We start from the raw sequence: 26,866 nt of genomic DNA, 5'->3' as shown, positions 1-26,866 counted from the left end.
TGGGCTGGCGGTGTGAGCCGCTTTCTTTTGCCTACTTTTCTTTGCGGCGGCAAAGAAAAGTAGGTGCCACCCCGCACAGGGGCGACGCGTGAAGCACGCAAACAAACCGCGGATGCCAGCGAAAACACAAAAACACCGACCAAAGCACGCCCACGACGCAAAGGCAAAACCCCCACCAGCGTCGCAGACAAAAAACCTCAAACCCTCAACAACCCCTTCTCCTCAATAAACGATACCACCCGATCCAACCCGTCGAGGGCCTTCAAATTACACATAACAAAAGGCCGCTCGCCGCGCATCTTCGCGGCATCCGAAGCCATCACCTCAAGATTCGCCCCGACCATCGGCGCAAGATCAATCTTATTGATCACGAGCAGATCCGACTTCGTAATCCCAGGCCCGCCCTTGCGAGGAATCTTCTCACCCCCCGCGACATCAATCACATAGATGGTCAAGTCCGACAACTCCGGACTAAAAGTCGCCGCGAGGTTATCGCCACCCGACTCGATAAAAACGATATCCGCGTCAGGAAACCGCCCAAGCATCCGGTCAACCGCTTCGAGATTGATCGATGCATCCTCGCGAATCGCCGTATGCGGGCAGCCGCCCGTCTCCACGCCCATGATGCGCTCGGCAGGCAGCGCGCCCGCCACCGTCAGCAGTCGCTGGTCTTCCTTCGTGTAGATATCGTTGGTGATTGCGACGAGGTCGTACTTGTCGCGCATCGCCTTGCACAGCATTTCAAGCAGCGTCGTCTTGCCGGAGCCCACAGGGCCGCCGACGCCCACGCGCAGCGGCGGCAATTTCTTCGTGCGATGCAACGGATGAGGTGCGTTCATGTTGGTGATCGTCAAAAGCAAATCGTGAAAAGCAAAAGGCTACGAGCGAAAGAGTCGCGAATACTGCGACTCGTGCCGCGCCGACAAAATGCCGAGTTGCGGCGCGAATGTGTTGATGTCATCGGGTGAAGTGGCGAGTGCCTGTCTGACGGCGGCGTCGATCGGCTCGCGCAACGCGACGATGATCCGCTGCCCGGCAAGCTGACCGAGCGGCACGGCCTTCAACGCGGCGGCCGCCTGGTTCTCGGCCCAGCTGAACGCATAGGCGGCGAGCGCGGCATCCGTGGCGGCGTCGTGCGCGAACGCGGCGAACGCGAAGGCCGTCGGCTGCGCAATCGGCGTCATCGACGCAAGCGTCGCGCGGCGTTCCGCATCGCCCCATTCGAGCGATGCACACAGCTGCCGCAACGACCAGCCCATCTGCTCCGTCTCGCGACGCAACTCCATCGACTCGCGGCTCGCGAGAAACTCGCGGTTGCATTCCGCCAACGCCGCGGGATCATGCGCGCGCCAGCGTTCGATCAGATGCGCGAGAAACGGCAGTTCGCCATGTGCGAGCACGTTCGAAAGCCCGCTTTTGATCCACGCGCACGCCGTATCGGCATCGGTGACGAGCTTCGCTTCGATCGCGGCTTCGAGTCCCTGCGAATAACTGAACGCGCCGATCGGCAAAGCCGGCGACGCGAGATGCAACAGCGCGGTCAGCTCAGCGATGCGCATGGTGATGACCGTGGCCATGATCGTGACCGCACTCGCTGTGGTCATGATCGTGATCGTGAGCATGGTCATGCGAATGCGCATGACCGTGTGTATGGTCGTGATGCTCATGCCCAGGATCGTGCGAATGCGCATGCCCATGATGCTCGCCATACACCTGCTGCGCGAGCGCATAGTCCTCGGCGAAGGTCTCGTCGTGACCATGCCGATGACCGCCGCCGTACGCGCCCGTCTCCGGCTGGAACGGCATCTCGACCTGATCGACGAGTGCGCCCAAGCGCTTGAGCATATCGGCGAGAACCGGGTCGTATTCGAGCTTCAGATAATCGGCGCCGACTTCGACGGGCGTGTGCCGGTTGCCGAGGTGATACGCGGCGCGCGTCAACGTCAGCACGTCGGGTGCGCGCACATACAACACCGACTCAGGCGCCGCGACCACGCGCACGAGACCGCCATCGTCGGCGACGAGCACATCGCCGTCCCGCAGCACGGTGCCGCGCGGCAGCAGCAGCGCGACTTCTTCGCCGCTATCGAGCGTGGCGGCAAGACGGCTCTTGCAGCGCGCGTCGAACGCGAGTGTCAGCGTCGGCGCGCGTTTGACGAGAACGGGCGCGAGCTTGATATGCGCGCCCAGCAATTTGTCGATCGTTCGCATTTCAGAACAGGAAATAGCGTTGCGCCATCGGCAGAACTTTTGCCGGCTCGCAGGTCAGCAATTGCCCATCAGCGATCACCTGATATGTCTCGGGATCGACGCTGATCGACGGCTGCCACGCGTTGTGGATCATGTGCGCCTTCGTGACGCTGCGGCAGTTCTTCACTGCAACGATACGCTTGCTCAGGCCGTAGCGCTCGGCGATGTTCGCATCGAGCGCCATCTGCGACACGAAGGTCAGCGACGTGCGTCCCAATGCGCCGCCGCGCGTCGCGAACATCTCGCGATAGTGCACGGGCTGCGGCGTCGGAATCGATGCATTCGGATCGCCCATCTGCGCCATCGCGATCATGCCGCCCTTGAGGATCAGCGCAGGCTTGATGCCGAAGAACGCCGGTTCCCAGAACACGATATCGGCCCATTTGCCCGGCTCGATCGAACCGACTTCATGCGCGATGCCATGCGTGAGCGCCGGGTTGATCGTGTACTTCGCCACGTAACGCTTCGCGCGGAAATTGTCGTTGCGCGCGTTGTCTTCGGGCAGCGCGCCGCGCTGTGCTTTCATCTTGTGCGCGGTCTGCCACGTGCGGATGATGACTTCGCCGACGCGGCCCATCGCTTGCGAATCCGATGAGAGCATCGACAGCGCGCCAAGATCGTGAAGGATGTCTTCCGCCGCAATCGTCTCGCGACGGATGCGCGATTCAGCGAACGCGATGTCTTCCGCAATCGACGGATCGAGGTGATGGCAGACCATCAGCATGTCGAGATGTTCGTCGAGCGTGTTGACGGTATAAGGGCGCGTCGGATTCGTCGACGACGGCAGCACGTTCGCTTCGCCGCACACCTTGATGATGTCGGGCGCGTGGCCACCGCCCGCGCCTTCCGTGTGATACGTGTGAATCGTGCGGCCCTTGAACGCGGCCACCGTCGCTTCGACGAAGCCCGCTTCGTTCAGCGTGTCCGTGTGGATCGCGACCTGCGTGTCGGTGTCGTCGGCAACCGAAAGACAGTTGTCGATCGCAGCGGGCGTCGTGCCCCAATCCTCATGCAGCTTCAGCCCGATCGCGCCCGCTGCGATCTGCTCGAGCGCGGGCTGCGGCAGGCTCACGTTACCCTTGCCGAGAAAGCCGAGATTCATCGGATAGCCATCGGCGGCTTGCAGCATGCGCTCCATGTGCCACGGGCCCGGCGTGCAGGTCGTCGCATTCGTGCCCGTCGCGGGGCCCGTGCCGCCGCCGAGCATCGTCGTCACGCCGCTCGCGAGCGCTTCTTCGATCTGCTGCGGGCTGATGAAGTGAATGTGCGTATCGATGCCGCCCGCCGTCACGATCATGCCTTCGCCCGCGATCACTTCCGTCGCCGCGCCGATCGCAATCGTCACGCCTGGCTGGATGTCGGGATTGCCCGCCTTGCCGATCGCCGCGATGCGGCCGTTCTTGATGCCGATATCGGCCTTGACGATGCCCCAGTGATCGAGGATCAGTGCGTTCGTCACGACGGTATCGACCACGTCGGCTGCGACGCGCTGCGACTGGCCCATGCCGTCGCGAATCACCTTGCCGCCGCCGAACTTCACTTCTTCGCCGTAGATCGTGTAATCGCGTTCGACTTCGATCAGCAGATCGGTGTCCGCGAGGCGTACACGGTCGCCCGTCGTCGGGCCGAACATTTCCGCGTATGCGCGGCGGCCAATGCGTAATGTCATGTTTGAGAGGTTCCCGAATGTTCGCGCGTAAGCACAGCGATCAGAGCTTGCCCATTACCTTGCCATTGAAGCCGTAGACGACGCGGTCGCCCGCCAGCGCGACGAGTTCGACCGTGCGTTCCTGGCCCGGCTCGAAGCGCACGGCGGTGCCCGCTGCGATGTTCAGGCGGAAGCCGCGCGCGGCTTCGCGATCGAACGCGAGCGCCGTGTTGACTTCGTAGAAGTGGTAGTGCGAGCCGACCTGCACAGGCCGGTCGCCCGTGTTCGACACGGTGACGGTGACAGTCGCGCGGCCTGCGTTGAGTTCGTGTTCGCCGTCGTCGGTAATCAGTTCACCAGGGATCATGCGCGCCTCGTCACGGAATAGGGTGATGGACGGTCACGAGCTTCGTGCCGTCGGGGAAGGTGGCTTCGACCTGGATATCGGGAATCATCTCGGGCACGCCTTCCATCACGTCGTCGCGTGTGAGTAGCGTGGTGCCGTAGTGCATCACTTCGGCAACCGTCTTGCCGTCGCGCGCGGCTTCCATCAGCGCGGCCGTGATGAACGCGACGGCTTCCGGATAGTTGAGCTTGAGGCCGCGTGCGCGGCGACGTTCCGCGAGCAGCGCGGCCGTGAAGATCAGGAGTTTGTCTTTTTCGCGTGGAGTGAGCTTCATCGCATTCGCTTATCGCATTCGTCCTATGGCGCCCGCGTGAGCGAGCGCCGCGTGGGTCATTCCGGCGCTGCGCGCAGTGTTGCTGCCCTGTTGCCGCTGCCCGTATCGCGCGCGGCGCACGGCCGCATCACGATACCAGCTTCGACCGACGCAGTGCTTACAGATCGGCGGGCAAAGGCGCGCTGAACCACTTCTTCGACATCGCGTTGAGCGTGCCGTCCTGCTTCGCCTGCGCGATGGCGGCATCGACCTTCTGTTGCAGGCGCGGCTCGTTCTTGTTCATGCCGACGAAGCACGGCGAGTTCTTGATGACGAACTTCGGTTCCGGGCGGCGCGGCGGGTTCTTTGCAAGGATGGCGGCGGCGACGATGTTGCCCGCTGCGATCAACTGCACCTGGCCCGACAGGAACGCGGAGATGGTCGCGTTGTTGTCTTCGAAGCGCTTGATGGTCGCGTTCGGCGCCATCTGCGTGAGTGCGATTTCTTCGAGCGCGCCGCGCGTCGCGCCGACCGTCTTGCCGGTGAGATCGGCGGGACCGCTGACCTTGATGTCGGCGGGACCGAACACGCCTTGATAGTACGGCGCGTACGGCGTCGAAAAATCGATGACCTTCTCGCGTTCCGGCGTCTTGCCGAGCGACGAGATCACGAGATCGACCTTGTTGGTTTGCAGATACGGGATGCGGTTCGCGCTGTTGACGGGCACGAGTTCGAGCTTCACGTTCATCGACTTCGCGAGCAGCGCGGCCGTGTCGATGTCGTAGCCTTGCGGCTTCAGGTCCGGACCGACCGAGCCGAACGGCGGATAGTCTTCCGGCACGGCGACCTTGAGGACGCCAGCCTTGGTGATGTTGTCGAGCGTGTCCGCGCGGGCGACGGGCGCGGCGAGCGTCAGGAACGGCGCGAGCAGCAGGATGGCGAGCCACGCGCGGCGCGGGCGATGTACGGTCGTTTGGGTCATGTTGGCGATCAGCTTCGGCGTGTGATTTTTAGCGGGCTTCGCAACGCGCCGTCGATGCGGCGCTCGCGAGGCGCCATAAGCAGCAAGGGCTATGCCATGCAGGCGAGGCGAGGCTTTCCCGTTGCTTGCATGTGCCGTTGCACCACACTGGCGCGGCGCGATGCCCGAAGATGGTGCGTAGAGCCGATTCGCCCGGTTATCTGCTCAGGTAGTCCAGATCCGCAGCGGCTTCGCGTCGACCTGATGCACGACTGGCCGCAAGTGCAGCCAGCACTGGGTCAACGCTTGCTGAAGCGTTTCCATCGATCGCGCGACGGCCCGCACGATCATCACGCCATCGCACACGCACGATGCGGCCGCGCGAATCGAATCGTCGAAGGGCAACTGGGCGGTGAGTGCCTCGGCGAGCGCGTCGTTGCATTGCGGGCTGACGGCCCACAGCGTGCCGAACGCGGGGAAGTTCGCAAGACCTTGCGGCGCGTCGCGCAGCGGGTCGCTGGCAGCGAGCTTCGCGCGTTCGAACCACAACGGCTGACCATCCGCGCCGACGATGCGCGAAACAGCGCGCAGATGACCCGCCGACCAGGTTTCGCCCGCGGCCTGCCTGCCGAGTTGCGTCGCGTCCCAGCCGAGCGCGGTGGCGCCTTCGTCGAGTGTGAGCGAGAAGTCGAGCGAAGCGTTCGCGTGATCGAAGACGATGTTGTTTTGCGGCAGCCAGTCGAGCTTTGCATTTGCGCCGACGCGGATTGCGATGCGCTGATACGCCGAGCGGCCGTTCGACTTGTACCACTTGGTCGCGCCGGGCGTCGTGAGCACGGCGTGAGTATTCGCATCGAGGCGGATGTCGATATCGAGCCGGTCGCCGCCCGCGACGCCGCCGGGCGGATGCACGATGACGGCGTGACAGATGGACGTCCCTTCGGGATAGAGCGGGCGTTGCAGGCGCAACGGGCCTTCGTGCAGACGATGGGCGAGGGTGGTTCGCTCGCCGTGTCGGGCGAAGCCGAGTTCGAGCCGGGCACGCCATTGGGCGTGCGACGGATCGTCGATGGTGGCGAGCGTGGCGTGGTGTTCGTGAAGCGACATGCGGCGAGGATAGCAGCTAACTGGGCCTCGCCGTTATACCGCGATCAGCGTGCGCACGCCGTCGTCGTCCATGTTGGCGCCTTCGCCGCCCGCGACGATTTCGCCGCGGCTCATGACCCAGTAGCGGTCGGCGATGGCTTTGGCGAAGTCGTAGTATTGCTCGACGAGCAGGACGGTCAGGCCCATTTCCTCGACGAGTTGCCGGAGGGTTCTGCCGATGTCCTGGATGATGGACGGCTGGATGCCTTCCGTGGGTTCATCGAGGATCAGCAGTTGCGGTTCGCTCATGAGTGCTCGTCCGATTGCCAGCTGTTGCTGCTGGCCGCCGGAGAGGTCGCCGCCTCTTCTTGCCTTCATGTCCTTCAGGACGGGGAACAGGTCGTAGATCTTGTCCGGGATTTTTTTGGGGGCTTTTTTGCTGGCTGCGCCGACGAGCAGGTTTTCTTCTACCGTTAGTCTTGGGAAGATGTCTCTGCCTTGCGGCACGTAGGCTAATCCTTGCGCTACTCGCGCGTGAGGGGCGAGTTTTGTTATCGGCGTTTCGCGCCACCTGATTTCGCCGGTCTTGATGGGGACGACGCCCATCAGGGTTCTTAGGAGCGTAGTCTTGCCTACGCCATTGCGCCCTAGCAGGACGGTTAGTTTTCCGTCTGGCACCGTCAGCTTTACATTTCGGAGGATGTGGCTGCCGCCGTAGTACTGGTTCAGGTTTTCTACTTCAAGCATTTTCGTGTGTCCTTTTTTTGCTCTTTGGCGAGCGGCAGGTTCCAGGCTGTGGCTTTTTCGGCTTGCTTTTTCGCTCGCATCCGCGATTTGCTTCTGGTTCGCAAGCGTTGCCCCTGTGCGGGGCGGCACCTACTTTTCTTTGCCGCCGCAAAGAAAAGTAGGCAAAAGAAAGCGGCTAACACCGCCAGTTCTAGTGTCTGCCTGAGGGCCCCCAAAGGCTCTTACGCTTCAAACGGCAACACGCTTGCTCATGTTCGTTGCCGACGTTCTCTCTGTGCGCCTCACCCGCTTCACACGCCCGTACTACAGCGTGCCGTGCCAGATAGTCCGCTGCCGCCCAGGTGGCAAAGTGTGTGTAGGCTCAAGTACTCCACACGCCTCACTTCGGACCGATAGCGCACGCGCCCCACCTTGTAAGAGCGCTATCCTGTACGACGCGACAACCTACACACCGTTTGCCACCTGGGCGGCGCGAACCTTTCGCTGACGCTTGCCTTTGCGGAGGCGCTTGAAGCGGGTGATGCATCTGTTCGAAGCGTTGGCAACGCACGCGGACAAAATCGCTGCCGTGTGAAGCGTAAGACCCTGTGAGGGCCCTCAGGCAAGTACACGTGCTGGCGGTGTGAGCCGCTTTCTTTTGCCTACTTTTCTTTGCGGCGGCAAAGAAAAGTAGGTGCCGCCCCGCACAGGGGCAACGCCTGAAGCACGAAGGCAATACGCGGATGCCAGCACAAGCGCAAACGGCGGATGCCAACGAACCCTCAGAGAAACCGACAAAAGAAGCAGTTGCAAACAAAAACAAAAACCCAAAAAACCAAAAACCTGTTCAACGCCCCAAATAACTCTCAACCACAGCAGCATCACGCTTGACCTCATCAAGCGTCCCTTGCGCAAGAACCCGGCCTTCGGCCATCACAGTAACCTTACCGGTGTCACCGGCCAAAGCAGCCACAAACTCCATATCATGCTCAACAACCATCATGGAACAGGTCCCACGCAAGTGGTTAAGAAGAGCAGCGAGTTCCATAGTCTCATCATCAGTCATGCCAGCCGCAGGCTCATCGAGCAACAACAAAGCAGGCTGCTGCATCAACAACATCCCGATCTCGAGCCGCTGCTTCTGCCCATGAGAAAGCTCACCAGCAGGCCGCAGCGCCTCGCCTTCGAGACGAATCAACGACAAAGTCTCTTCGATCCGCGCCTGCGCCGCACGATCCAGCCGCGCGCGTAACGACGCCAACCAACCCTTGTCGGTTTTCATCGCCAGTTCGAGGTTCTCCCAGACGGGATGCTGCTCGAACACAGTCGGCTTCTGAAACTTGCGCCCAATCCCGGCGCGTGCAATCGAAGGCTCGTTCATCCGCGTGAGATCGATCGTCTGCCCAAGAAACACCTTGCCCGAATCAGGCGAAGTCTTCCCCGTAATGACGTCCATCATCGTCGTCTTGCCGGCGCCATTCGGCCCAATAATGCAGCGCAACTCGCCGACATCGATCGACAGCGACAACGCATTCAACGCGCGAAAGCCATCGAACGAAACCGTCACGTCTTCCAGATAGAGAATCGCCCCATGCGATACGTCGATCTCGCCAGGCGTGACCACGCGTCCCATCGACGCCACGCCGGAAAGCGCGCGGCCATCATGTTCTTCAGCCAGCGAAAGATCAGGAACCATCGGGTTTTCGTTCATCAGCGGTTCCTCTTGCGTGTTGCGAGCTCGAACAGCCCCATGATCCCGTTCGGCAACAGCAACGGCACGAGCACGAAGATCAAACCCAAAAAGAACAGCCAGTACTCCGCAAAATAAGCCGTGAAAAAGCTCTTCGCGCCATTCACCGCAAACGCGCCGATAATCGGCCCGATCAACGTGCCGCGTCCGCCCACCGCCACCCAGATCGCCATTTCGATCGAGTTGCCCGGCGACATCTCGCCCGGATTGATGATGCCGACCTGCGGCACATACAGCGCGCCCGCAATGCCGCACAGCACGGCCGACACCGTCCAGATGAACAGCTTGTACGCAAGCGGGCTATAGCCGAGGAACATCAGACGCGTCTCGCCGTCGCGCACAGCCGTGACCACGCGTCCGAGCTTCGAAGTCACGATTGCGCGCGCGCCGATGAACGCAAGCACGAGCATCGCAAACGTCAAAAGAAAAAGCGCGGTCCGCGTGCCGGCATGCGTGATCGGATAGCCCGCAATCCGCTTGAAATCGGTGAAGCCGTTGTTGCCGCCAAAGCCCGTCTCGTTGCGATAGAACAGCAGCATCGCGGCAAAGGTCATCGCCTGCGTGATGATCGACAGATACACGCCCTTCACGCGCGAGCGGAACGTGAAGAAGCCGAACACCCAGGCGAGCACGGCAGGCACCAGCACGACCAGCAGCAGCGCATACGCGAGATGCTGCGTGCCTTCCCAGTACCACGGCAACTGATGCCAGTCGAGAAACACCATGAAGTCGGGCAGGTCGCTGCCGTACTTGCCGTCATGGCCGATCGCGCGCATCAGGTACATGCCGATCGCGTAGCCGCCGAGCGCGAAGAACAACCCATGACCAAGACTCAGGATGCCGCAGTAACCCCAGACGAGATCGAGCGCCAGCGCGGCAATCGCATAGCACATGAATTTGCCGGTGATCGTCATCGCGTACGCGGACAGATGGAACGTGCTCGTTTCGGGTAACACCAGCGCCGTGAACGGCACGCCGAGTCCGATCGCGATGATCAATGCGATCAGGAACTGCCACGCGCGCCGCGACAGCAGGGCAGGGCGGGGCGGCAAGCCGAGCGCGAAGCCTTCGAGGCGTTCGCGTTCGCTCGCCTGAGCGTCGGCGCGTGCATCGACGGACGTGGAAGCGGAAGAAGTCGCGGATGTCATGTCATGCCTCCGCGCTGCGGCCCTTCAGGGCGAACATGCCCTGCGGCCGCTTCTGGATAAACAGAACGATCAGCACCAGCACCGCGATCTTCGCGAGCACGGCGCCCCAGAACGGCTCGATGGCCTTGCTGACCAGCCCGAGCCCAAAGCCGCCGATCACGGTGCCCGCCAGTTGCCCGACCCCGCCCAGCACGACGGCCATGAACGAATCGATGATGTAGCTCTGCCCGAGGTCGGGGCCGACATTGCCGATCTGCGACAGTGCGCAGCCGCCCAGCCCCGCGATGCCCGCGCCGAACGCGAACGCATACGAATCGACATACGCGGTCTTCACGCCGACGCACGCGGCCATCCGGCGGTTCTGCGTGACGGCGCGCACGAACAGGCCGAGACGCGTCTTCGTCAGCACGGCCCATGCAATCCCGACGACGATCAGCGAGAACGCAAGAATCGCGAGACGGTTGTACGGCAGGATCAGGTTCGGCAGCACCGTGACGCCGCCGCTCATCCACGACGGGTTCACCACCTGCACGTTCTGCGCGCCGAACAGCATGCGCGTCGCCTGGATCAGGATCAGGCTCACGCCGAAGGTGGTCAGCAGCGTTTCGAGCGGGCGTCCATACAGATGCTTCAGCACGAGCCGCTCGAGCACGATGCCGACCAGCGCCGCCACCGCAAACGAAGCGGGCACGGCGATCAGCGGATACCAGTCGAACGCGCCGGGCATGTAGCGCTGCACCAGGTTCTGCACGACATAAGTCGCATACGCGCCGATCATCAGAAACTCGCCGTGCGCCATGTTGATGACGCCGATCAGGCCATACGTGATGGCAAGGCCGAGGGCGGCGAGCAGCAGCACGCTGCCGAGCGACAGCCCCGCGAACAGCGTCCCTGCGATCTCGCTGCGGCGCTGGATCGAATCGAGCGCGTCGATGCCCGTCTGCGCTGCCGCGCGGACCTGGGCGTCGCTTTCGGCGAACGTGCCGTCTGCCTTCTTCGCGACGAGCGGGCGCAGCAGTTCGTACATGTCCAGATCGTGCCGCGCGGCGACCAGCTTCACCGCTTCGAGACGCTTCGCCGCATCGGTGTCGTGCAGCGCCGTCATCGCCCAGAGCGTGTCGAGGCGCTTCTTGAGCGTCGGGTCGGTTTCCTTTGCGCGCGCTGCGTCGATCTGCGGCTTCATCGACGGATCGGGGCTTTGCAGCAGCGCGGTGATCGCGGCCGCGCGCTTCGCCGGGTCGGTCGAATCGAGTTGCAGGCCCGACAACGCGCCCGCGACTTTCGAGCGCAACAGGTTGTTCAGCGTGACCGGCTGCGCGTCGCCCGCGGCGACGGTCTTGCCTGTGACCGCGTCGTGCGCGGTGTCGTTGTCCTGAATCAGCACGTTGCCGTTATCGGTGGCGAGCGCGCTGTCTTCGGACAGCGCTTTCAGCAGCGCGAGCGACGGCGCATCGTGATTCGCGATCAGCTTGTCGATTGCTGCTGACTTCGCATCGAAGTCGTCGCCGGCGAGCGGTGCGACTTCTTCGGCCGTCAATGCATGGGCGCTGATGGGCGCGAGCACGGCGAGCGCCGCACCCAGCGCGCACGATGCGGCGCCGACGCGCACGCGTGCGCGCATGCCGCGCAGCGTGTCAGCGCAGCGGGCCGTGAGCGAAGCGAGCGTGGAAAGTGAATACGCCATGGTGGCCTTGAGTGAGAAGCCTGCAGGCAGGCGCGCGATGCCCTCGCACGAGAAGCGGCAAGGGCATCGCGCGCTTGCGTGGGCGCACCGGGTGCTTCACGCGGAGCGAAACATCGGTGCGCTGTGCAAGCCGGTGCGTCCTTCTGAGGCGACACACCGGCACGTTGCTCATGCCACGTTATGCGACGCGCGAGCGGCGGCGCAGGAACTCGGGAATCGAGCTGACGACATCCGGCTTGCCCTGGTTGCCCGCGATATACGGGCTCCACGGCTGCGCGCGAATCGCCGTCTTGGTCTTCCACACCACGTTGAACTGGCCGTCCGCGCGCACTTCGCCGATCATCACCGGCTTGTGCAGGTGGTGGTTGCCGTCCATCTCGAGCGTGAAGCCCGACGGCGCGGCAAATTTCTGGCCGATCATCGCGACGCGCACCTTGTCGACATCCGTGCTCTTCGCTTTTTCGACGGCCTGCTTCCACATGTGGATGCCGACATAGGTCGCTTCCATCGGGTCGTTGGTTACGCGCTTCGTGCCGCCCGGCAGGTTCTGCGACTTGACCCACTCGGCCCATTGTTCCTTGAACTTCGTGTTGCCCGGACCCTTCACCGACATGAAGTAGTTCCATGCCGCGAGGTTGCCGACCAGCGGCTTCGTGTCGATGCCGCGCAGTTCTTCTTCACCGACCGAGAACGCGACGACGGGCACGTCGGTCGCCTTCAGCCCCTGGTTACCGAGTTCCTTGTAGAACGGCACGTTCGAGTCGCCGTTGACGGTGGAGATCACACACGTCTTGCCGCCCTGCGAGAAGGTCTTGATGCTGGCGACGATAGTCTGATAGTCGCTATGGCCGAACGGCGTGTAGACCTCCTGGATGTCGGTCTCCTGGACGCCCTTGGATTTGAGGAACGCCCGCAGGATCTTGTTCGTCGTACGCGGATACACATAGTCGGTCCCAAGCAGGAAGAAGCGCTTGGCGCCGCCGCCTTCCGCGCTCATCAGATATTCGGTGGCGGGGATCGCCTGCTGATTGGGCGCGGCACCCGTGTAGAACACGTTGCGCGACATCTCTTCGCCTTCGTACTGCACCGGGTAGAAGAGCAGGCCGTTCAGTTCTTCGAACACGGGCAGCACCGACTTGCGCGACACCGACGTCCAGCAGCCGAACACGCAGGCAACCTTGTCCTGCGTCAGCAGCCCGCGCGCCTTCTCGGCGAATAGCGGCCAGTTGGAGGCGGGATCGACGACCACGGGCTCCAGCTTGCGGCCCATTACGCCGCCGCTGGCGTTGATCTCGGCGATCGTCATGAGCGCCGTGTCTTTCAGCGACGTCTCCGAGATTGCCATCGTGCCCGACAGGGAGTGCAGGATGCCGACCTTGATCGGGCCATTGCCCGACTGGGCATGCGCGAACGGAACCTTGCCAGCGAGCGCGAGCGCGCCCGACATGGAGCCGAGCTTCAGCAGACTGCGACGTTTCATGTGCTTCCCCTTGCCATAGATTGGTGGTGAGTGGCGGACAGACGGCGTGCGTCCCATCCTTCTTTGCGTTATGTGTGCAGGCGCTTGCCGGCCGGATACTGCAAGGCATATGCCAACTTTGCGGCAGCCGCTTCAATACACGCTTCGCTTGCTGCAATGCGGGTCGCTGGCGGTGCGGCATCGTGTGGCGTTATGCGCTTTGAGCGCGAAAGCGGTGCACCACAACGGCGTACGCCTCGTTCAGGTGCGCGCCGCGCTGCAACGGAGCGTGCGCCGCGATTCCTCAGATTTCTGGGCGCGACGCCGGTGCATCGCCGCTGCGCCGTTGTGCACGGACGTGCGGCTGCCGACATTGATCGACCAGCTGAGCTGGATCAGAGGGGAGACGGAACATGAACGAACGGGCTGTGCGTCCGGCCTCGAGGGTCACCGCACGCGCGCCGCGAAAATGGCGGTGGTGTTCGAAGCAGCGATTCACGCGCTGAAGGAGAGTCGTCCACGCATGAGAAAACGGCGGACGGGCCGCGCGACCTGTCCGCCGTTTTGCGTGGGATTGCGCAGAGTGCAGCGACGTCAGAATGCCACGTAAGGTCCCATCTGCGTGCCGGCTTGCACGCCGCTCAGCGCAGTGTAGACATTGCGTCCGTAAAAGAATGGCAGGCCCCAGATGAACATGCCGGAGGCGGGCGCGCCGAGATTGTCATGCGCGGCGTAGCCCAGACCGAACAGATTCTGGGCGTTCGCAATCGAGAATGCGATTGTCGATTGCACGTTGCCCGTGTTCGACATCATCGTCGCGCCGAGATTCTGGACGGCGGCGGGTGCATACCAGCCTGCTAGCACGGGCAGCGTCGCGTCTGGGAAGAACAACGCGTTCGAGCCGCTGTCGATGATGCTCGTCATCGACCGGTCCTTGTAGCTGGACGTGAATGCGCCGCGATCCGAGACGGCGAGAAACGTGGGCCACGATGGCAACGCATTGTTCGCGCGTGTGCCGATGCCGAATATCAGCTCGCCTGTGACGCTCGCACGGCCGAGGGGCGGCAGTGTCGGCAGGCGGACGATCGTGCCGTTGTTGTCGGTCGCGAAGGCGGCGATGGGGTTGGCCGTCTGCTTGTCGTGCGGCACGCGGGCGGGCGTGCAAGACGATGATGTCGGGCAATAGTAGTAAAGCGGCGAGAGCACCCGGTCGGCGGCGTCGGGGTAATCGCTGGCGAGGTGTCCGATGCCGACGATCCCGTTTGCGCCCAATGCCTCGACCGTGTTCATGGCTGCGCTGCCGCGCGCGACGCACTCGGACGGCGTGGTGGGATTCGCGTTGTCGCCGAGCAACTGGATGGGGATAGCGTTTGCCGTCTCGCCGCCCATGCTGATGTCGGCGCGACGTATCGCGCCCCATGTATAGCCCGATGCGAACGTCGCGCACTCGGCGAGCGGGGCGTTGCCCGCTTTGTCGTTGGCGGCGCCGGTCTGGGCGGGCAGGTTACTGGCCAGCGCGGCGCCGAGCGCGGTGGACATCACGCGCACGCCGACCGAGCCCGTGTCGAGCAGCATATGATCGACGGTCGCGCACTGCGACTCGGCTTGCGTGCCCGGCACGCAGAACGTCACACTGACATACGGCATGTTCACGACCCGGCCGACGCCGTTGTCGATCACGATGGGCACGCTGTTGACGGCGACGGGCGTGGGCGGCGGCTTGTCGTCGGTTTTGTTGCCATCGTGCTTGTCGCCGTCGTTCTTGCCCGTCGGGTTCTGATCGTTGCCGGATATGCCTGTTCCGCTGCCGGGTTCATTCCCTGAGGGCACACTGGGTGTCCTGGGCGGGTCGGCGGCCGTATCCGGGCTTGCTGCCGATGGCGCGCTGGCGGGCCTGGCGGGCGCGACATGGTTGACGGGAGGGCTATCGCTAGTCTCACCACCGCCACCGCCACCGCCGCCGCACGCGGTGAGCGCGACACTTGCAGCAATCAGCACGGCGAACAGCGAACGATCCGATAAGAGGCGCTTCATTGCAGCGCCTCCACTTTCACGTCGACAGGGACGAGTCGCGGCACGTACGCCCGGCCCGAGAACACGCCCGGATGTCCAAACGATTCGATCTGCAACTCGCCATCGCGCGCGATCATCGGCCCTGTGCCGCGCGCAACGCGCTGTCCGGCCGCGACGAAGTTCGGAAAGTATCTGCCGAGCAGCGCCCGCATATCCGGCCGCGTCGGCCCTTGCCATGTGACGGCGAACACGACATTTGACGGCGTCGCATATTCGCGGATCGTCACGCCATCGGTAGTCGTGGATTCATGGACGGTATAAGACGGCGAAGACGTTGCGACGGATGCCGCAGCGCGCAGCGCGGGCTGCGGCGTGTGCGTACCCGCAGACGGCGCTGCGCCGAGCGTTGCGTGACAGACGACGGGCGATAGCAGTGCTAACGCCGCCGCGATCCTGATCGATTTCATAGTATGCCCTTGAAAGGAAGCACGCTATGTTGTTCGATGGATAATCAGGATGGCGTAACAATGTTCCTGATCTACATCCGAGATTTCTGAAATTTCGGAGGAAACGTCTGACGCGGTATGCGCTACTGCCAAACCAAGCGCACAAACAAAAACGCGCCGGTTGAAAACCGGCGCGTCGAATACAGCAACGTGAAGCTAAAAACGCTCAATAAGTCGGCACGGAAGGATCGACCTGGCGCGACCACGCGTCGATGCCGCCGTACAGGTTGAACACGTCCTTGTGTCCACGCGATTCGAGGAACATCGCGACCTGCGCGCTGCGCGCGCCGTGATGGCAGATGCAGACGATCTGCACGTCGTCGTCGAGTTCTTCGCTGCGCGCGGGAATCTCGCGCATTGGAATTGACACGCTGCCGGCGATCTTCGCCGTTTCGATTTCCCACGGCTCGCGCACGTCGAGCAGCACGGGCGCCGGGCGGGATTGATCAGCAAGCCATTCGGCGAGGGCGGAAGCGGTCAGGTTTTGCATCGTGTGTCTCGCGTGGTGCCTAGAACTTGAAACGCGGCGCGTGCACGGCGTTCTGCAGCGGCTCGACGTAGGTTTCGAACACGTCGGCGATACGGAACTGCTTCTCGTCGACGCGCGTGATGATCTGCGCCTTCATGACGGGCGCGGTGCCGACGAACGCGGCAAGACGGCCACCCACCTTCAGATGCTCGAGGATTTCCTGCGGCAGCACGGGCAGGCCGCCCGACACGCAGATCACGTCGTACGGCGCGGCCGCGGCCCAGCCACGTGCGCCGTCGCCCGTCGCGACTTCGGCGTTCAGCACGCCGTTCGCCGCGAGGTTCGCCTTCGCCAGCTCGGCCAGTTCCGGCTCGATGTCGACCGTCAGCACGTGCTGCGCGCGATGTGCGAGCAGCGCGGCCATGTAGCCCGAACCCGCGCCGATTTCCAGCACGGTCTCGTGCTTCTTCACCGCCAGTTCCTGCAGCACGCGCGCTTCGACGCGCGGCGCCAACATATGCTGGCCGGCAGGCAGGGGAATTTCGAAATCGACGAACGCCAGCTCGCGATATGCGGCGGGCACGAAGTTCTCACGCTTGACGATCGACAGCAGATTCAGCACGTCCTGGTCGAGCACTTCCCACGGACGGATTTGCTGTTCAATCATGTTGAAACGCGCTTGTTCGATGTTCATGATCAATTCGGCGGTGTGGTTGAGACGCGGGCAGTGGGTGTATTGGGGGACCACTGCTCCCATTGGATGTTGCCTGGGCTTTTACTGCCGGGTGTACCCCGGGTTGTCAGTCGGGTGTCACTCGTTAACTGCGAAATTGTACCAAACCACGCGCCGATGCCGCCCTGTCGCGGGCAAGTCCGCCACGGTCGGACGGATTCCGGCGGACGGCGTGCCTCGGTGAAAGTCCCTACGAGATCGGACTTGCGATTTATGCCGATGTCGACCAAAAATGTAATCGATTACATTTTCGGAGCGAGAGCCGGTGGACAAACCGTCGCCACGTGACCCGCAAGCGCAGCCCTCCGGCGCGGCCGAGCCCGATATGCATGGCTCGGCGCGTGCCGCATCGGAAGGGCTGTCGATTGCGGGAGTTGCCGAGCAGGCGGGCGTGTCCGTGGCAACGGTATCGCGCGTGCTGAACGGGCATTTGAACGTGCGGCCCGCGACGCGCGACAAGGTGCTCGCCGCCGTCGCGACGAGCGGCTACCGCGTGAACGAACTGGCGCGCAATCTCCGTACGGCCGAAAGCCGCCTGTTGCTGACGATGGTCCCCGACGTCGGCAACCCGTTCTATGCCGAGGTCATTCGCGGCATCGATTCCGTTGCGCGCCAGCACGGCTATTTCATGCTGTTGTGCGACACGGGCGCCGATGCGGGCCGCGAGCGCAGCTATTTCGACCTGCTGCGCCGCCGTCGCGCGGACGGCGCGATCTGCCTCGACCCGGCCACCGTGCAGCAGGCGCTTGCCGAGGAATCGAACGCACTGCCGTGGGTGGCGTGCTGCGAGTTCGATTCGTCCGTGGGTGTGCCGTACGTCGGCATCGACAACTACCGTGCAGCGGGCGACGCCGTGCGCCACCTGCTCGCGCGCGGCCACCGCCGGATCGCGCTGATCAATTCCGACGATCACTACCTGTACGCGCAGCAACGCCAGCAAGGTTATCTGGACGCATTGCGCGACGCGGGCATCGCGGCCGACGAACGCTGGCGCCAGAACGTGAACAGCCTCGACTACGAAGCGGGCGCCTCGGCGGCCGCGCTGCTGATGACGCACGCCGACGCGCCAACGGCCATCTTCGCCGTGTCGGACACGTTGGCGATCGGCGTAATCGCGGGCTTGCGCAGCGTCGGCAAGCGCGTGCCCGACGATGTCGCCGTCGCGGGCTTCGACGATATTTCGCTTGCCGCGCAGATCGATCCGCCGTTGACGACGATCGCGCAGCCGATGCGCGAACTGGGCGAGACCGCCGCGCGCCTGTTGCTGCAACGGCTCGCGAATCCGCGCGAGAACGTGCCGGGCGTGCTGCTGCCGCATCGGCTCGTAGTCAGAAAGAGCGCCTGAGAGGGAAGCCGCGATGAGCCTCGCCGTCCGCTTCGACGATATCCGCAAAGACTTCGGACCCGTGCGCGTGCTGCACGGCGTGAGCTTCGACCTGGCGCCTGGGCGCATCTACGGCCTGCTCGGCGAGAACGGCGCGGGCAAGTCGACGCTGATGAAAATCCTCGCGGGCTACGAAACGGCCACTGAAGGCACGGTGCTGATCGACGGCCACGCACAGCGTTTCGACGGCTCACGCGACGCGGAAGCGGCGGGCATCGTGCTGATTCACCAGGAGTTCAATCTCGCTGAGCATCTGACGATCGCGCAGAACATGTATCTCGGCCACGAGAAGCGCAAGGGAATGTTCGTCGACGACACGGCGATGCGCAACGAAGCGAAGCGCTATCTGGACCAGGTCGGCCTGCACAAGCATCCCGATACGAAGGTGCGCGACCTGATCGTCGCGGAAAAGCAGATGGTGGAGATTGCGAAGGCGCTGTCGCGGCGCGCGCGGCTGCTGATCATGGACGAACCGACGGCGACGCTCACGCCGTCCGAGACCGAGCGCCTGTTCGCGCTGATGACGAAGCTCAAGGCCGACGGCGTGACCATCGTCTACATCTCGCACAAGCTCGACGAAGTCGAGCACATCACCGACGAAGTGATCGTGATGCGTGACGGCCGCTTCGTCGCGCGCAGCGAAACGGCGCTGCTCGCGCGTCAGCAGATGGCGAACCTGATGGTCGGGCGCGACCTGTCCGACATGTTCCCCGACAAGACGTTGCCTGCGGAGAACGCACCCATCGCGCTGAACGTACAGCACCTCAGCGTGCCCGACTGGGTCGAGGATCTGAGCTTCGAGGTGCGCGCGGGCGAAGTGTTCGGCTTTGCGGGACTGGTCGGCGCGGGACGCACGGAAGCCTTCGAGGCGATCATCGGCTTGCGCCAGCGCGCCTCGGGCACGATCGAAATCGCCGGACGCAAAGCCGACCTGCACAGTCCGCGCGACGCGATGCGCCGCGGCCTCACGTATCTGAGCGAAGACCGCAAGGGCAAGGGACTGCACGTGAACCTGAGCCTGCAGGACAACCTGACGCTGATGACGCTCGAACGCTATGCGAAGCCGCTGCTCGATCTGAAGGCGGGACGCGACGCGCTGACGAAAGCCGTGCGCGAGTTCGGCATCCGCACGGGCGATCTGGGCAGCCGTGCGCGCATGTTGTCGGGCGGCAACCAGCAGAAGCTCGCGCTCGCCAAATTCCTGCAGCCGAATCCCGATGTGATCGTGCTCGACGAGCCGACGCGCGGCGTCGATATTGGCGCGAAGCGCGACATTTATTTTCTGATCCACCGGCTTGCGGCCGAAGGGCGCGCGGTGGTCGTCATTTCATCCGAACTGATCGAGCTGATCGGGCTGTGCCATCGCGTTGCCGTGATGCGCGCGGGTCGCCTGCAGGCGACGCTCGGTCTCGACCATCTGACCGAAGAGGAGTTGATCGCTCATGCGACCGGCACACACTGACACCGCGCCGGCAGGGCGCGCGATGCGGATCGCGCATCGTTTGCACGGGCTTGGGCCCGTGCTGGGCCTGATCGTGCTGTGCATTGCGGGGACGCTGCTCAATCGCGATTTCGCGACTGTCGACAACATGATGAACGTGCTGACGCGCACGTCGTTCATCGGGATCATCGCCGTCGGCATGACGTTTGTGATCATTTCGGGTGGGATCGATCTTTCTGTTGGGTCGATGGCCGCGTTGATCGCGGGCAGCATGATCTGGTTGATGAATGCGCTTGCCGCTGCGCCGGGCGGTCATGCGTTTGCGCCGCTGACGATCGTGCTGATCGGGATTGCGAGTGCGTTCGTGCTGGGCGGTGCGTTTGGATGCGCGCATGGGTTGTTGATCACGAAAGGGCGGATCGAGCCTTTTATCGTGACGCTGGGGTCGCTGGGTATTTTTCGCGCCGTTTTGACGTGGCTTGCCGATGGTGGTGCCTTGACGCTCGATAACAATCTTTCCGATCTCTACGGGCCTGTTTATTACGCGAGTCTGTTCGGGGTGCCTGTGCCGATCTGGGTGTTTCTCGTCGTCGCGGCGGGCGGCGCGCTGATTCTTAATCGCACGGCGTTTGGGCGTCATGTGCAGGCGATTGGTTCGAATGAACAGGTTGCGCGGTATGCCGCGATTCGCGTTGATACGGTGAAGGTTGTTACTTATGTGTTGCTTGGAGTTTGTGTCGGTGTGGCGACGGTTTTGTATGTGCCGAGGCTTGGGTCGGCGACGCCCACTACCGGGCTCTTATGGGAACTGGAGGCGATTGCCGCTGTTGTGGTCGGCGGGACCGCGCTCAAAGGCGGTGAAGGGCGAGTAGTGGGCACCGTGATCGGAGCGATTCTGCTTTCTGTGATTGCCAATATCCTTAATCTCACTAGCATTATTAGCGTGTACTTGAATGCTGCTGTGCAGGGGATTGTGATTATTGTGGTTGCGTTTTTGCAGCGCGGGCGGAGGTGAGTGAATTGGTGGTTTTGCCTGTGCGGCGGCAGGGTGGTTTGATATTGCTTTTGCTGGCATCCGCGTGATGTTATTGGTTCGCAAGCGTCGCCCCTGTGCGGGGCGGCACCTACTTTTCTTTGCCGCCGCAAAGAAAAGTAGGCAAAAGAAAGCGGCTAACACCGCCAGCACGTGTACTTGCCTGAGGGCCCCCAACCGGTCCTATGCTTCACACGGCAGCGATTCTGTTCGCGCTCGTTGCCAACGCTTTGACTAAATGCAGCACCCGCTTCAAACGCCCGTAGGCGGGCAAGCGTCAGCGAATGGTTAGTGCCGCCCAGGTGGCAAACGGTGTGTAGGTTGTAGTGCAGAAAAGGTCAGCGCTCCTACAAGAGACACCGACCTTGCTGTTCAGTCCAGAGTGATGCGTGCATGGCGCAGTAGCCTACACACAGTTTGCCACCTGGGCGGCGGTGGACTATCTGGCACGGCGTGCTGTGACGTGGGTACGTGAAGCAGGTGAGGCGTACGGAGAGAACGTTGGCAACGAACGTCGGTCACGTGGTTGCCGTGTGAAGCGTAAGAACCTTTGGGGGCCCTCAGGCAAGGATAAGGATTGGCGGTGTGAGCCGCTTTCTTTTGCCTACTTTTCTTTGCGGCGGCAAAGAAAAGTAGGTGCCGCCCCGCACAGGGGCGACGCATGAAGTACGAAGGCAATACGCGGATGCCAGCGAAAAGCAAAGCAAACCAGCAATCAACACCCAGCAGTGCAACAGCGTTCCCTCAACGAAGAAAGCAAATCAAGGAGACATAGCCATGAAGCAGATCATTCGAGCGGTTAGCGCCGGGATGCTGGCGCTGGGCATATTGGGCCTGGGCACAGGCACCGCGCAAGCCGATGAAAAAGTCATACTCGGCGTAGCCATCCCCACAGCCGATCACGGCTTCACAGGCGGCATCGTCTGGTGGGCGAACAAGGCCAAAACCGATCTGGAAAAAGCGCATCCAGACCTGAAAGTGATCGTCAAAACCGCCGCCAACGCGCCGGAACAGGCGAACCAGCTGCAAGACCTCGTCACGGTCAACAAGATCAACGCGCTGGTGATCTTCCCGTACGAATCCGCATCGCTCACCCAACCCGTCGCGCAGGTGAAGAAAAAAGGCGTCTACGTAACGGTAGTGGACCGCGGCCTCACCGACACGAGCGCGCAAGACGCCTACGTCGCCGGCGACAACACCGCCTTCGGCAAGATCCCCGCCGAATACCTGGCGAAAGCACTCGACGGCAAAGGCGACATCGTCGCGCTGCGCGGCATTCCCACGACGCTCGACAACGAACGCTGGACAGCCTTCACAGGCGTCCTGAAGGCCTATCCGAACATCAAGATCCTCGATGCCAAGTACGCAAACTGGAACCGCGACGACGCATTCAAGGTGATGCAGGATTACCTCACGCGCTTCAAGCACATCGACGCCGTCTGGGCCGCCGACGACGACATGGCCGTCGGCGTGATCAAGGCGATCGATCAGGCCAAGCGCACCGACATCAAGATCGTGTTCGGCGGCGCAGGCTCGAAAGGCATGGTGAAGAACGTGATGGACGGCGCGCCGCTCATCAAGGCCGATGTGTCGTACTCGCCGAAGTTCATCTACGACGCAATCAAGCTGACGGCGGAAGCGCGCCTCAAGGGCGACAAGCTGCCCGCCACGACGATCATTCCTTCCGTGCTGATCACGAAGGAGAACGCGAAGGAATTCTACTTCCCGGATTCGCCGTTCTGATCGTCTACATGCTTTAGCGCGGCGCTGCCTTTCGCGTGATCTTCGCAAAGACACACGCATGGCGGCGCCGGTTCGACGGATATATCTATCGGGAGCAGCACGATGAAAACGATCAAAGGTCCGGCGATCTTTCTCGCGCAGTTCATGGGCGACAAGGTGCCGTTCGACAACCTCGCGCATCTCGCGGGATGGGCCGCGAGTCTCGGCTTCAAAGGCATTCAGGTGCCCGCCGATCCCCGCCTCGTCGATCTCGAACAGGCGGCGTCGAGCCAGGCCTATTGCGACGATCTGCTCGGTGTCGTCGCCGATGCGGGCGTCACGATCACCGAACTGTCGACGCATCTGCAAGGACAACTCGTCGCCGTGCACCCCGCGTATGACGTGCTGTTCGACGGCTTCGCCGCGCCGCACGTGCGCGGCAATCCCGCCGCGCGCACCGAGTGGGCCGTGCAGCAGATGAAGTGGGCCGCCAAGGCATCGCAACGTCTCGGTCTGAACACGCACGTGTCGTTTTCAGGCGCGCTCGCGTGGCCGTATCTCTATCCATGGCCGCAGCGTCCCGCCGGTCTCGTCGAAGCGGCCTTCGACGAACTCGCGCGCCGCTGGACGCCAATTCTCGATGCGTTCGACGAAGCAGGCGTCGATGTCTGCTACGAACTGCATCCGGGCGAAGACCTGCACGACGGCGTGACGTTCGAACGCTTTCTTGCCGCCGTGAAGGATCACAAGCGCGCGAATATCCTGTTCGATCCGAGTCACTACGTCTTGCAGCAACTGGACTATCTGGCGTTCATCGATATCTATCACGAGCGCATCAAGGCCTTTCACGTGAAGGATGCCGAGTTTCGTCCGAATGGGCGGCAGGGCGTGTACGGCGGCTATAGCGGCTGGGTCGAGCGCGCGGGGCGGTTTCGCTCATTGGGCGACGGGCAGATCGACTTCGGCGCGATCTTCTCGAAGATGGCGCAATACGATTTTCCGGGCTGGGCCGTGCTCGAATGGGAGTGCGCGTTGAAGCATCCCGAAGACGGCGCGCGCGAAGGCGCCGAGTTCATCAAGCGGCACATCATTCGCGTGGCCGACCATGCATTCGACGACTTCGCGGGCAGCGGCGCGGACGACGCGCAACTGAAACGCGTGCTCGGCCTCTGACGCGGACAGTCGAACAGGAGCAGATCGCGATGACACGAAGACTCAGGCTGGGTATGGTCGGCGGCGGGCAGGGCGCGTTTATCGGCGCGGTGCATCGGATCGCGGCGCGTCTCGACGATCGCTTCGAACTGGTGGCGGCGGCGCTGTCATCCGACCCGCAGCGCGCGCAGGCAAGCGCTGACGAAATCGGCGTCGCGCGCAGTTACGCGAGCTGGGACGAGATGGCGCGCGCCGAAGCCGTGCGCGACGACGGCATCGACGCCGTGTCGATCGTCACGCCGAACCATCTGCATGCGCCCGTCGCGACGGCGTTCCTCGATGCCGGCATCCACGTGATCTGTGACAAGCCGCTCGCGATGACGCTCGACGAAGGCGAAGCGCTCGCGACTCTCGCGCGCGACAAGAACCGGCTTTTTGCGCTGACGCACACCTATTCGGGTTATCCGATGATGCGCCATGCGCGTGAGCTGGTCGAAGCGGGTGAACTGGGCGAGGTGCGCGTCGTGCAGGTCGAGTACGCGCAGGACTGGCTCGCGAAGCCGATCGAACTGACAGGCGAGAACCGCCAGGCGGTGTGGCGCACCGACCCGAAGCAGGCCGGGCGCGCCGGATGTCTTGGCGATATCGGCACGCACGCGTATCACCTTGCGGCGTTTGCGACGGGCATGCTGCCTGTCGAGATCGCCGCTGAATTACATACGTTCGTCGAAGGGCGTCAGGTCGACGATCATATTCAGGCGATGCTGCGCTATGGCAATGGCGCGCGCGGCATGCTGTGGGCGAGCCAGGTGGCGAGCGGGGCGGAGAACGCGCTGCGTCTGCGCGTCTATGGGACCAGGGCCGGCCTTGCGTTCGATCAGGAGAACCCGAACGAACTGCTGTTCACGCCCTTAGGCGGCGCGACGCAACGGCTGACGCGCGGGCGTGTCGATAGCGACGTGGCGCGGCACGCGACGCGCGTGCCGCCTGGACATCCCGAGGGTTATCTCGAAGCGTTCGCGCAGCTCTACAAGGATGCGGCGCTGCAGATCGAGGCAATCGACGCGGGCTTGCCTCTGCCGCCCGAGAGCCGTTTGCTGACGACCGTCGAAGACGGCGTCGCGGGGCTGCGTTTCATCGATGCGGTTTTCAACAGCAACGCACAGCTTGCTTACACGCGCGTGAAGAACGGCTGACGTCCACTGCCCGAGTCAGCCTTTGCTGCGCTTGATCTGCTCTTCGAACGCAAGATCGAGCTTGCTGACTTTGCGTGGCTTTTGCGGGCCGTACCCGTCGACGAATTTGACGAAATCATCGAGCGGCAGCGGATCGGACACTTTCTGGTCCGCGCCGCTCGATTTGTCGACGAGATAGAACAGTCCGCCCGACAGGCTGACCGCCGCGAAACGCGGATTGCCGCTGCGGGTCTTCAGCCGTTCGACGGCATGGATGGCTCGGGTCGTGCGCATGATTCGATGGTGCCGTGCAGTGCTTGAGTTTTTGAGATTGCTGCATGATTCTACGACGTATACTCGCGCGCCGGTCTGCGGCGGCGCCGCGATCCGGCGGATCCGCCGCCAGTTGCGTAGAACGTCGAAACAATAACCGCCATGCCTTCAGTCCAGGAAACACTCGATGCGCTTGCGCATGCACCCGACGACATCAACGCACTGCGTGCCGTCTGCACCGCACTGCTCGAAGACAAGCGCGACGACGAACTGCTCCCGTACACCAGTCGCGCGCTCGCGATCGAGCCGCGCGATCTCCATTTCGTCAACTGGCATGCGCATGCGTTGACACTGCTCGGCCGGCATTTCGATACCGTTGCGACTTGGCGCAACTATGCCGCGCTGCCGTGGCAGCCTGCGTACTACAAGATGAGCCTCGGCCAGAGTCTCGTGATGTCGGGCGACGTCGAGCGCGGCATTCCGATGCTGCACGACGCATGGCGCGCGGCTGCCGCGGGCGGCGACTGGTTTGCGCGCAAGGCCGAGCATCTGTATGGCGAAGCTTTATTGCGCACCGCGCGCCCCGCGGGCTTCGAGCCGTGGCTCGCGCGCAACGACAGCGACAGCGGCAACTACCGGCCAACAGATATTGCGCCATGGTCGGGTGAACAGGACCTGCGCGGCAAGCGCGTGCTGATTACGCATCAGATGGGTTTTGGCGATCAGTTCCTGTTCTTCGCCAATGTGTCGCAATGGCGCGCCGCAGGCGCGCAGATGATGATCACCTGCGATGCGCAGTTGCATCCGCTGCTGCAGGCGTCGTTGCCGGATTGCCACGTGGTGAGCGCGGCGCGTCCGTTGCATCAGCGCGAGGCGTTGCCGGAAGCGTTAGCCAGCCAGGTTCGCGAATTCGCGCCCGATCTGCACGCGACGCTGCTGCATTTGCCGCTGCTCGCCGCGCAGCAAGCGCCGTTGCCGTCGCCTTTTTTTCCTGCTTATCTGCGCGCGCCCGATGCGGAGCGCGAGGCGGCCGCCGCATGGGCGCGCGATTTGCGCACGGGGCAGCCGGGTAAATCGCTGATCGGCATTTTCTGGGACTGCAACCAGCGGCACGCGCATGAAGTCGGCGCGGTGATGCGCTGCTCCGCGATCCGGCGCAGCTTGCCGTTGACGGAGGTCGATCACCTGGTGACGCATCCGTCCGTGGCGGCGAAGCGGCATTTCGTGAGCTTGCATCATCCCGCCGTGCAGCAGTTCGCCGGCATGCCGTCGGGCAATATCAGTGTCTATGGGCCGGGGATCAGGACGTTTGCGGAAACGGCGGCATGCATCGAGCAACTGGACGCCGTTGTCGCCGTCGATTCAGGCGTCGCGAATCTGAGCGCGATGCTCGGCAAGCTGACCGTCGTGCCGCTCAATATGGCAAGCGAATGGCGCTGGGGCGTGGAGGGCGATGCCTCGCCGTGGATGGCGAATCTGAAGCCGCTGCGTCAGACGCTGATGGGCGACTGGCGCAGCGTGATCGATGAGGCGATTGGGTTTTTATCATAGCCCGAGCGTGCAGCGGCGGGGCGGCGCGCCCTATGCCGCTTCA

The 26,866-nt window shown here is 63.1% G+C and carries 25 protein-coding genes; 7 read left to right on the top strand and 18 right to left on the bottom strand.

Annotation, left to right across the window (positions count from 1 at the left end; all coding sequences use genetic code 11):
- Positions 1 to 197: 197 nt before the first annotated feature.
- From ureG to PPGU16_RS12430, 17 genes are all read right to left on the bottom strand, one after another.
- Positions 198 to 839 carry an urease accessory protein UreG gene (gene ureG / locus PPGU16_RS12510; RefSeq protein ID WP_180722624.1) on the bottom strand — a complete coding sequence of 214 codons (642 nt, stop codon included), beginning with the start codon at positions 837 to 839 and terminating at the stop codon, positions 198 to 200.
- Positions 840 to 878: 39 nt separating this feature from the next.
- Positions 879 to 1,559 carry an urease accessory protein UreF gene (locus PPGU16_RS12505; RefSeq protein ID WP_180722623.1) on the bottom strand — a complete coding sequence of 227 codons (681 nt, stop codon included), beginning with the start codon at positions 1,557 to 1,559 and terminating at the stop codon, positions 879 to 881.
- Complete coding sequence (ureE, locus tag PPGU16_RS12500) at positions 1,546 to 2,211, bottom strand: urease accessory protein UreE (protein ID WP_180720259.1); 666 nt, start codon at positions 2,209 to 2,211, stop codon at positions 1,546 to 1,548. Before ureE ends, PPGU16_RS12505 begins: the two co-directional genes overlap by 14 nt.
- A gap of 1 nt (position 2,212) precedes the next feature.
- The gene (ureC, locus tag PPGU16_RS12495) at positions 2,213 to 3,919 is read right to left on the bottom strand and encodes an urease subunit alpha (protein ID WP_180720258.1); all 1,707 of its coding nucleotides are present in this window, start codon (positions 3,917 to 3,919) and stop codon (positions 2,213 to 2,215) included.
- A gap of 40 nt (positions 3,920 to 3,959) precedes the next feature.
- Positions 3,960 to 4,265 carry an urease subunit beta gene (locus PPGU16_RS12490; RefSeq protein WP_180720257.1) on the bottom strand — a complete coding sequence of 102 codons (306 nt, stop codon included), beginning with the start codon at positions 4,263 to 4,265 and terminating at the stop codon, positions 3,960 to 3,962.
- A gap of 10 nt (positions 4,266 to 4,275) precedes the next feature.
- Positions 4,276 to 4,578 carry an urease subunit gamma gene (ureA, locus tag PPGU16_RS12485; protein WP_006048588.1) on the bottom strand — a complete coding sequence of 101 codons (303 nt, stop codon included), beginning with the start codon at positions 4,576 to 4,578 and terminating at the stop codon, positions 4,276 to 4,278.
- A 157-nt stretch (positions 4,579 to 4,735) separates the two neighbouring features.
- Positions 4,736 to 5,539: a transporter substrate-binding domain-containing protein gene (locus PPGU16_RS12480; protein ID WP_180720256.1), complete on the bottom strand. Its 804-nt coding sequence runs from the start codon at positions 5,537 to 5,539 to the stop codon at positions 4,736 to 4,738.
- A 204-nt stretch (positions 5,540 to 5,743) separates the two neighbouring features.
- Positions 5,744 to 6,625: an urease accessory protein UreD gene (locus PPGU16_RS12475; protein WP_180720255.1), complete on the bottom strand. Its 882-nt coding sequence runs from the start codon at positions 6,623 to 6,625 to the stop codon at positions 5,744 to 5,746.
- A gap of 33 nt (positions 6,626 to 6,658) precedes the next feature.
- Positions 6,659 to 7,351: an urea ABC transporter ATP-binding subunit UrtE gene (urtE, locus tag PPGU16_RS12470; RefSeq protein ID WP_180720254.1), complete on the bottom strand. Its 693-nt coding sequence runs from the start codon at positions 7,349 to 7,351 to the stop codon at positions 6,659 to 6,661.
- 826 nt (positions 7,352 to 8,177) lie between these two features.
- Complete coding sequence (gene urtD / locus PPGU16_RS12465; RefSeq protein WP_180720253.1) at positions 8,178 to 9,041, bottom strand: urea ABC transporter ATP-binding protein UrtD; 864 nt, start codon at positions 9,039 to 9,041, stop codon at positions 8,178 to 8,180.
- Entirely contained in the window at positions 9,041 to 10,228 is a 1,188-nt protein-coding gene (urtC, locus tag PPGU16_RS12460) for an urea ABC transporter permease subunit UrtC (protein ID WP_180720252.1), read from the bottom strand. The genes urtD and urtC overlap by 1 nt, the downstream gene beginning before the upstream one ends.
- Position 10,229: 1 nt before the next feature.
- Complete coding sequence (urtB, locus tag PPGU16_RS12455; protein WP_180720251.1) at positions 10,230 to 11,912, bottom strand: urea ABC transporter permease subunit UrtB; 1,683 nt, start codon at positions 11,910 to 11,912, stop codon at positions 10,230 to 10,232.
- Between the two features lie 178 nt (positions 11,913 to 12,090).
- A complete protein-coding gene (gene urtA, locus PPGU16_RS12450; protein ID WP_180720250.1) occupies positions 12,091 to 13,392 on the bottom strand; it encodes an urea ABC transporter substrate-binding protein in 1,302 nt (433 codons plus the stop codon).
- Positions 13,393 to 13,965: 573 nt separating this feature from the next.
- Positions 13,966 to 15,405, bottom strand: a complete 1,440-nt coding sequence (locus tag PPGU16_RS12445; RefSeq protein WP_180720249.1) for a DUF3443 domain-containing protein — start codon at positions 15,403 to 15,405, stop codon at positions 13,966 to 13,968.
- Positions 15,402 to 15,851 carry a DUF2844 domain-containing protein gene (locus PPGU16_RS12440; protein WP_180720248.1) on the bottom strand — a complete coding sequence of 150 codons (450 nt, stop codon included), beginning with the start codon at positions 15,849 to 15,851 and terminating at the stop codon, positions 15,402 to 15,404. The genes PPGU16_RS12445 and PPGU16_RS12440 overlap by 4 nt, the downstream gene beginning before the upstream one ends.
- Positions 15,852 to 16,056: 205 nt before the next feature.
- The gene (locus PPGU16_RS12435; protein WP_036003302.1) at positions 16,057 to 16,380 is read right to left on the bottom strand and encodes a rhodanese-like domain-containing protein; all 324 of its coding nucleotides are present in this window, start codon (positions 16,378 to 16,380) and stop codon (positions 16,057 to 16,059) included.
- Positions 16,381 to 16,399: 19 nt separating this feature from the next.
- Positions 16,400 to 17,053 (bottom strand): protein-L-isoaspartate O-methyltransferase family protein, encoded by a 654-nt coding sequence (locus tag PPGU16_RS12430; protein ID WP_180720247.1) that lies wholly within the window; start codon positions 17,051 to 17,053, stop codon positions 16,400 to 16,402.
- A gap of 364 nt (positions 17,054 to 17,417) precedes the next feature.
- On the opposite strand from PPGU16_RS12430, the gene PPGU16_RS12425 reads away from it, so the two are divergent.
- The 6 genes from PPGU16_RS12425 (at position 17,418) to PPGU16_RS12400 (ending at position 25,020) form a co-directional block, all read left to right on the top strand.
- Positions 17,418 to 18,437 carry a LacI family DNA-binding transcriptional regulator gene (locus tag PPGU16_RS12425; RefSeq protein WP_180722622.1) on the top strand — a complete coding sequence of 340 codons (1,020 nt, stop codon included), beginning with the start codon at positions 17,418 to 17,420 and terminating at the stop codon, positions 18,435 to 18,437.
- Between the two features lie 13 nt (positions 18,438 to 18,450).
- On the top strand, positions 18,451 to 19,938 hold the full coding sequence (locus PPGU16_RS12420; RefSeq protein ID WP_180720246.1) for a sugar ABC transporter ATP-binding protein: 1,488 nt from the start codon (positions 18,451 to 18,453) through the stop codon (positions 19,936 to 19,938).
- Complete coding sequence (locus PPGU16_RS12415; protein WP_180720245.1) at positions 19,919 to 20,932, top strand: ABC transporter permease; 1,014 nt, start codon at positions 19,919 to 19,921, stop codon at positions 20,930 to 20,932. The genes PPGU16_RS12420 and PPGU16_RS12415 overlap by 20 nt, the downstream gene beginning before the upstream one ends.
- Before the next feature lie 795 nt (positions 20,933 to 21,727).
- Positions 21,728 to 22,693: a substrate-binding domain-containing protein gene (locus tag PPGU16_RS12410; protein ID WP_180720244.1), complete on the top strand. Its 966-nt coding sequence runs from the start codon at positions 21,728 to 21,730 to the stop codon at positions 22,691 to 22,693.
- Positions 22,694 to 22,795: 102 nt separating this feature from the next.
- Positions 22,796 to 23,845 (top strand): sugar phosphate isomerase/epimerase family protein, encoded by a 1,050-nt coding sequence (locus PPGU16_RS12405; protein WP_180720243.1) that lies wholly within the window; start codon positions 22,796 to 22,798, stop codon positions 23,843 to 23,845.
- A 29-nt stretch (positions 23,846 to 23,874) separates the two neighbouring features.
- Complete coding sequence (locus PPGU16_RS12400) at positions 23,875 to 25,020, top strand: Gfo/Idh/MocA family protein (RefSeq protein ID WP_180720242.1); 1,146 nt, start codon at positions 23,875 to 23,877, stop codon at positions 25,018 to 25,020.
- Positions 25,021 to 25,035: 15 nt separating this feature from the next.
- Here the strand turns inward: PPGU16_RS12400 and PPGU16_RS12395 are convergent, their stop codons facing one another.
- Entirely contained in the window at positions 25,036 to 25,293 is a 258-nt protein-coding gene (locus tag PPGU16_RS12395; RefSeq protein WP_180720241.1) for a hypothetical protein, read from the bottom strand.
- 141 nt (positions 25,294 to 25,434) lie between these two features.
- Here PPGU16_RS12395 and PPGU16_RS12390 point away from each other — a divergent pair, with 141 nt between their 5' ends.
- Positions 25,435 to 26,823 carry a tetratricopeptide repeat-containing glycosyltransferase family protein gene (locus PPGU16_RS12390; RefSeq protein WP_180720240.1) on the top strand — a complete coding sequence of 463 codons (1,389 nt, stop codon included), beginning with the start codon at positions 25,435 to 25,437 and terminating at the stop codon, positions 26,821 to 26,823.
- The last annotated feature ends 43 nt before the right edge of the window (positions 26,824 to 26,866 follow it).

The sequence above is a fragment of the Paraburkholderia largidicola genome (assembly GCF_013426895.1).
Lineage (GTDB): Bacteria > Pseudomonadota > Gammaproteobacteria > Burkholderiales > Burkholderiaceae > Paraburkholderia > Paraburkholderia largidicola.
Note: the sequence above shows the minus strand (reverse complement) of the source record. Positions and strands in the feature narration are given on the sequence as shown.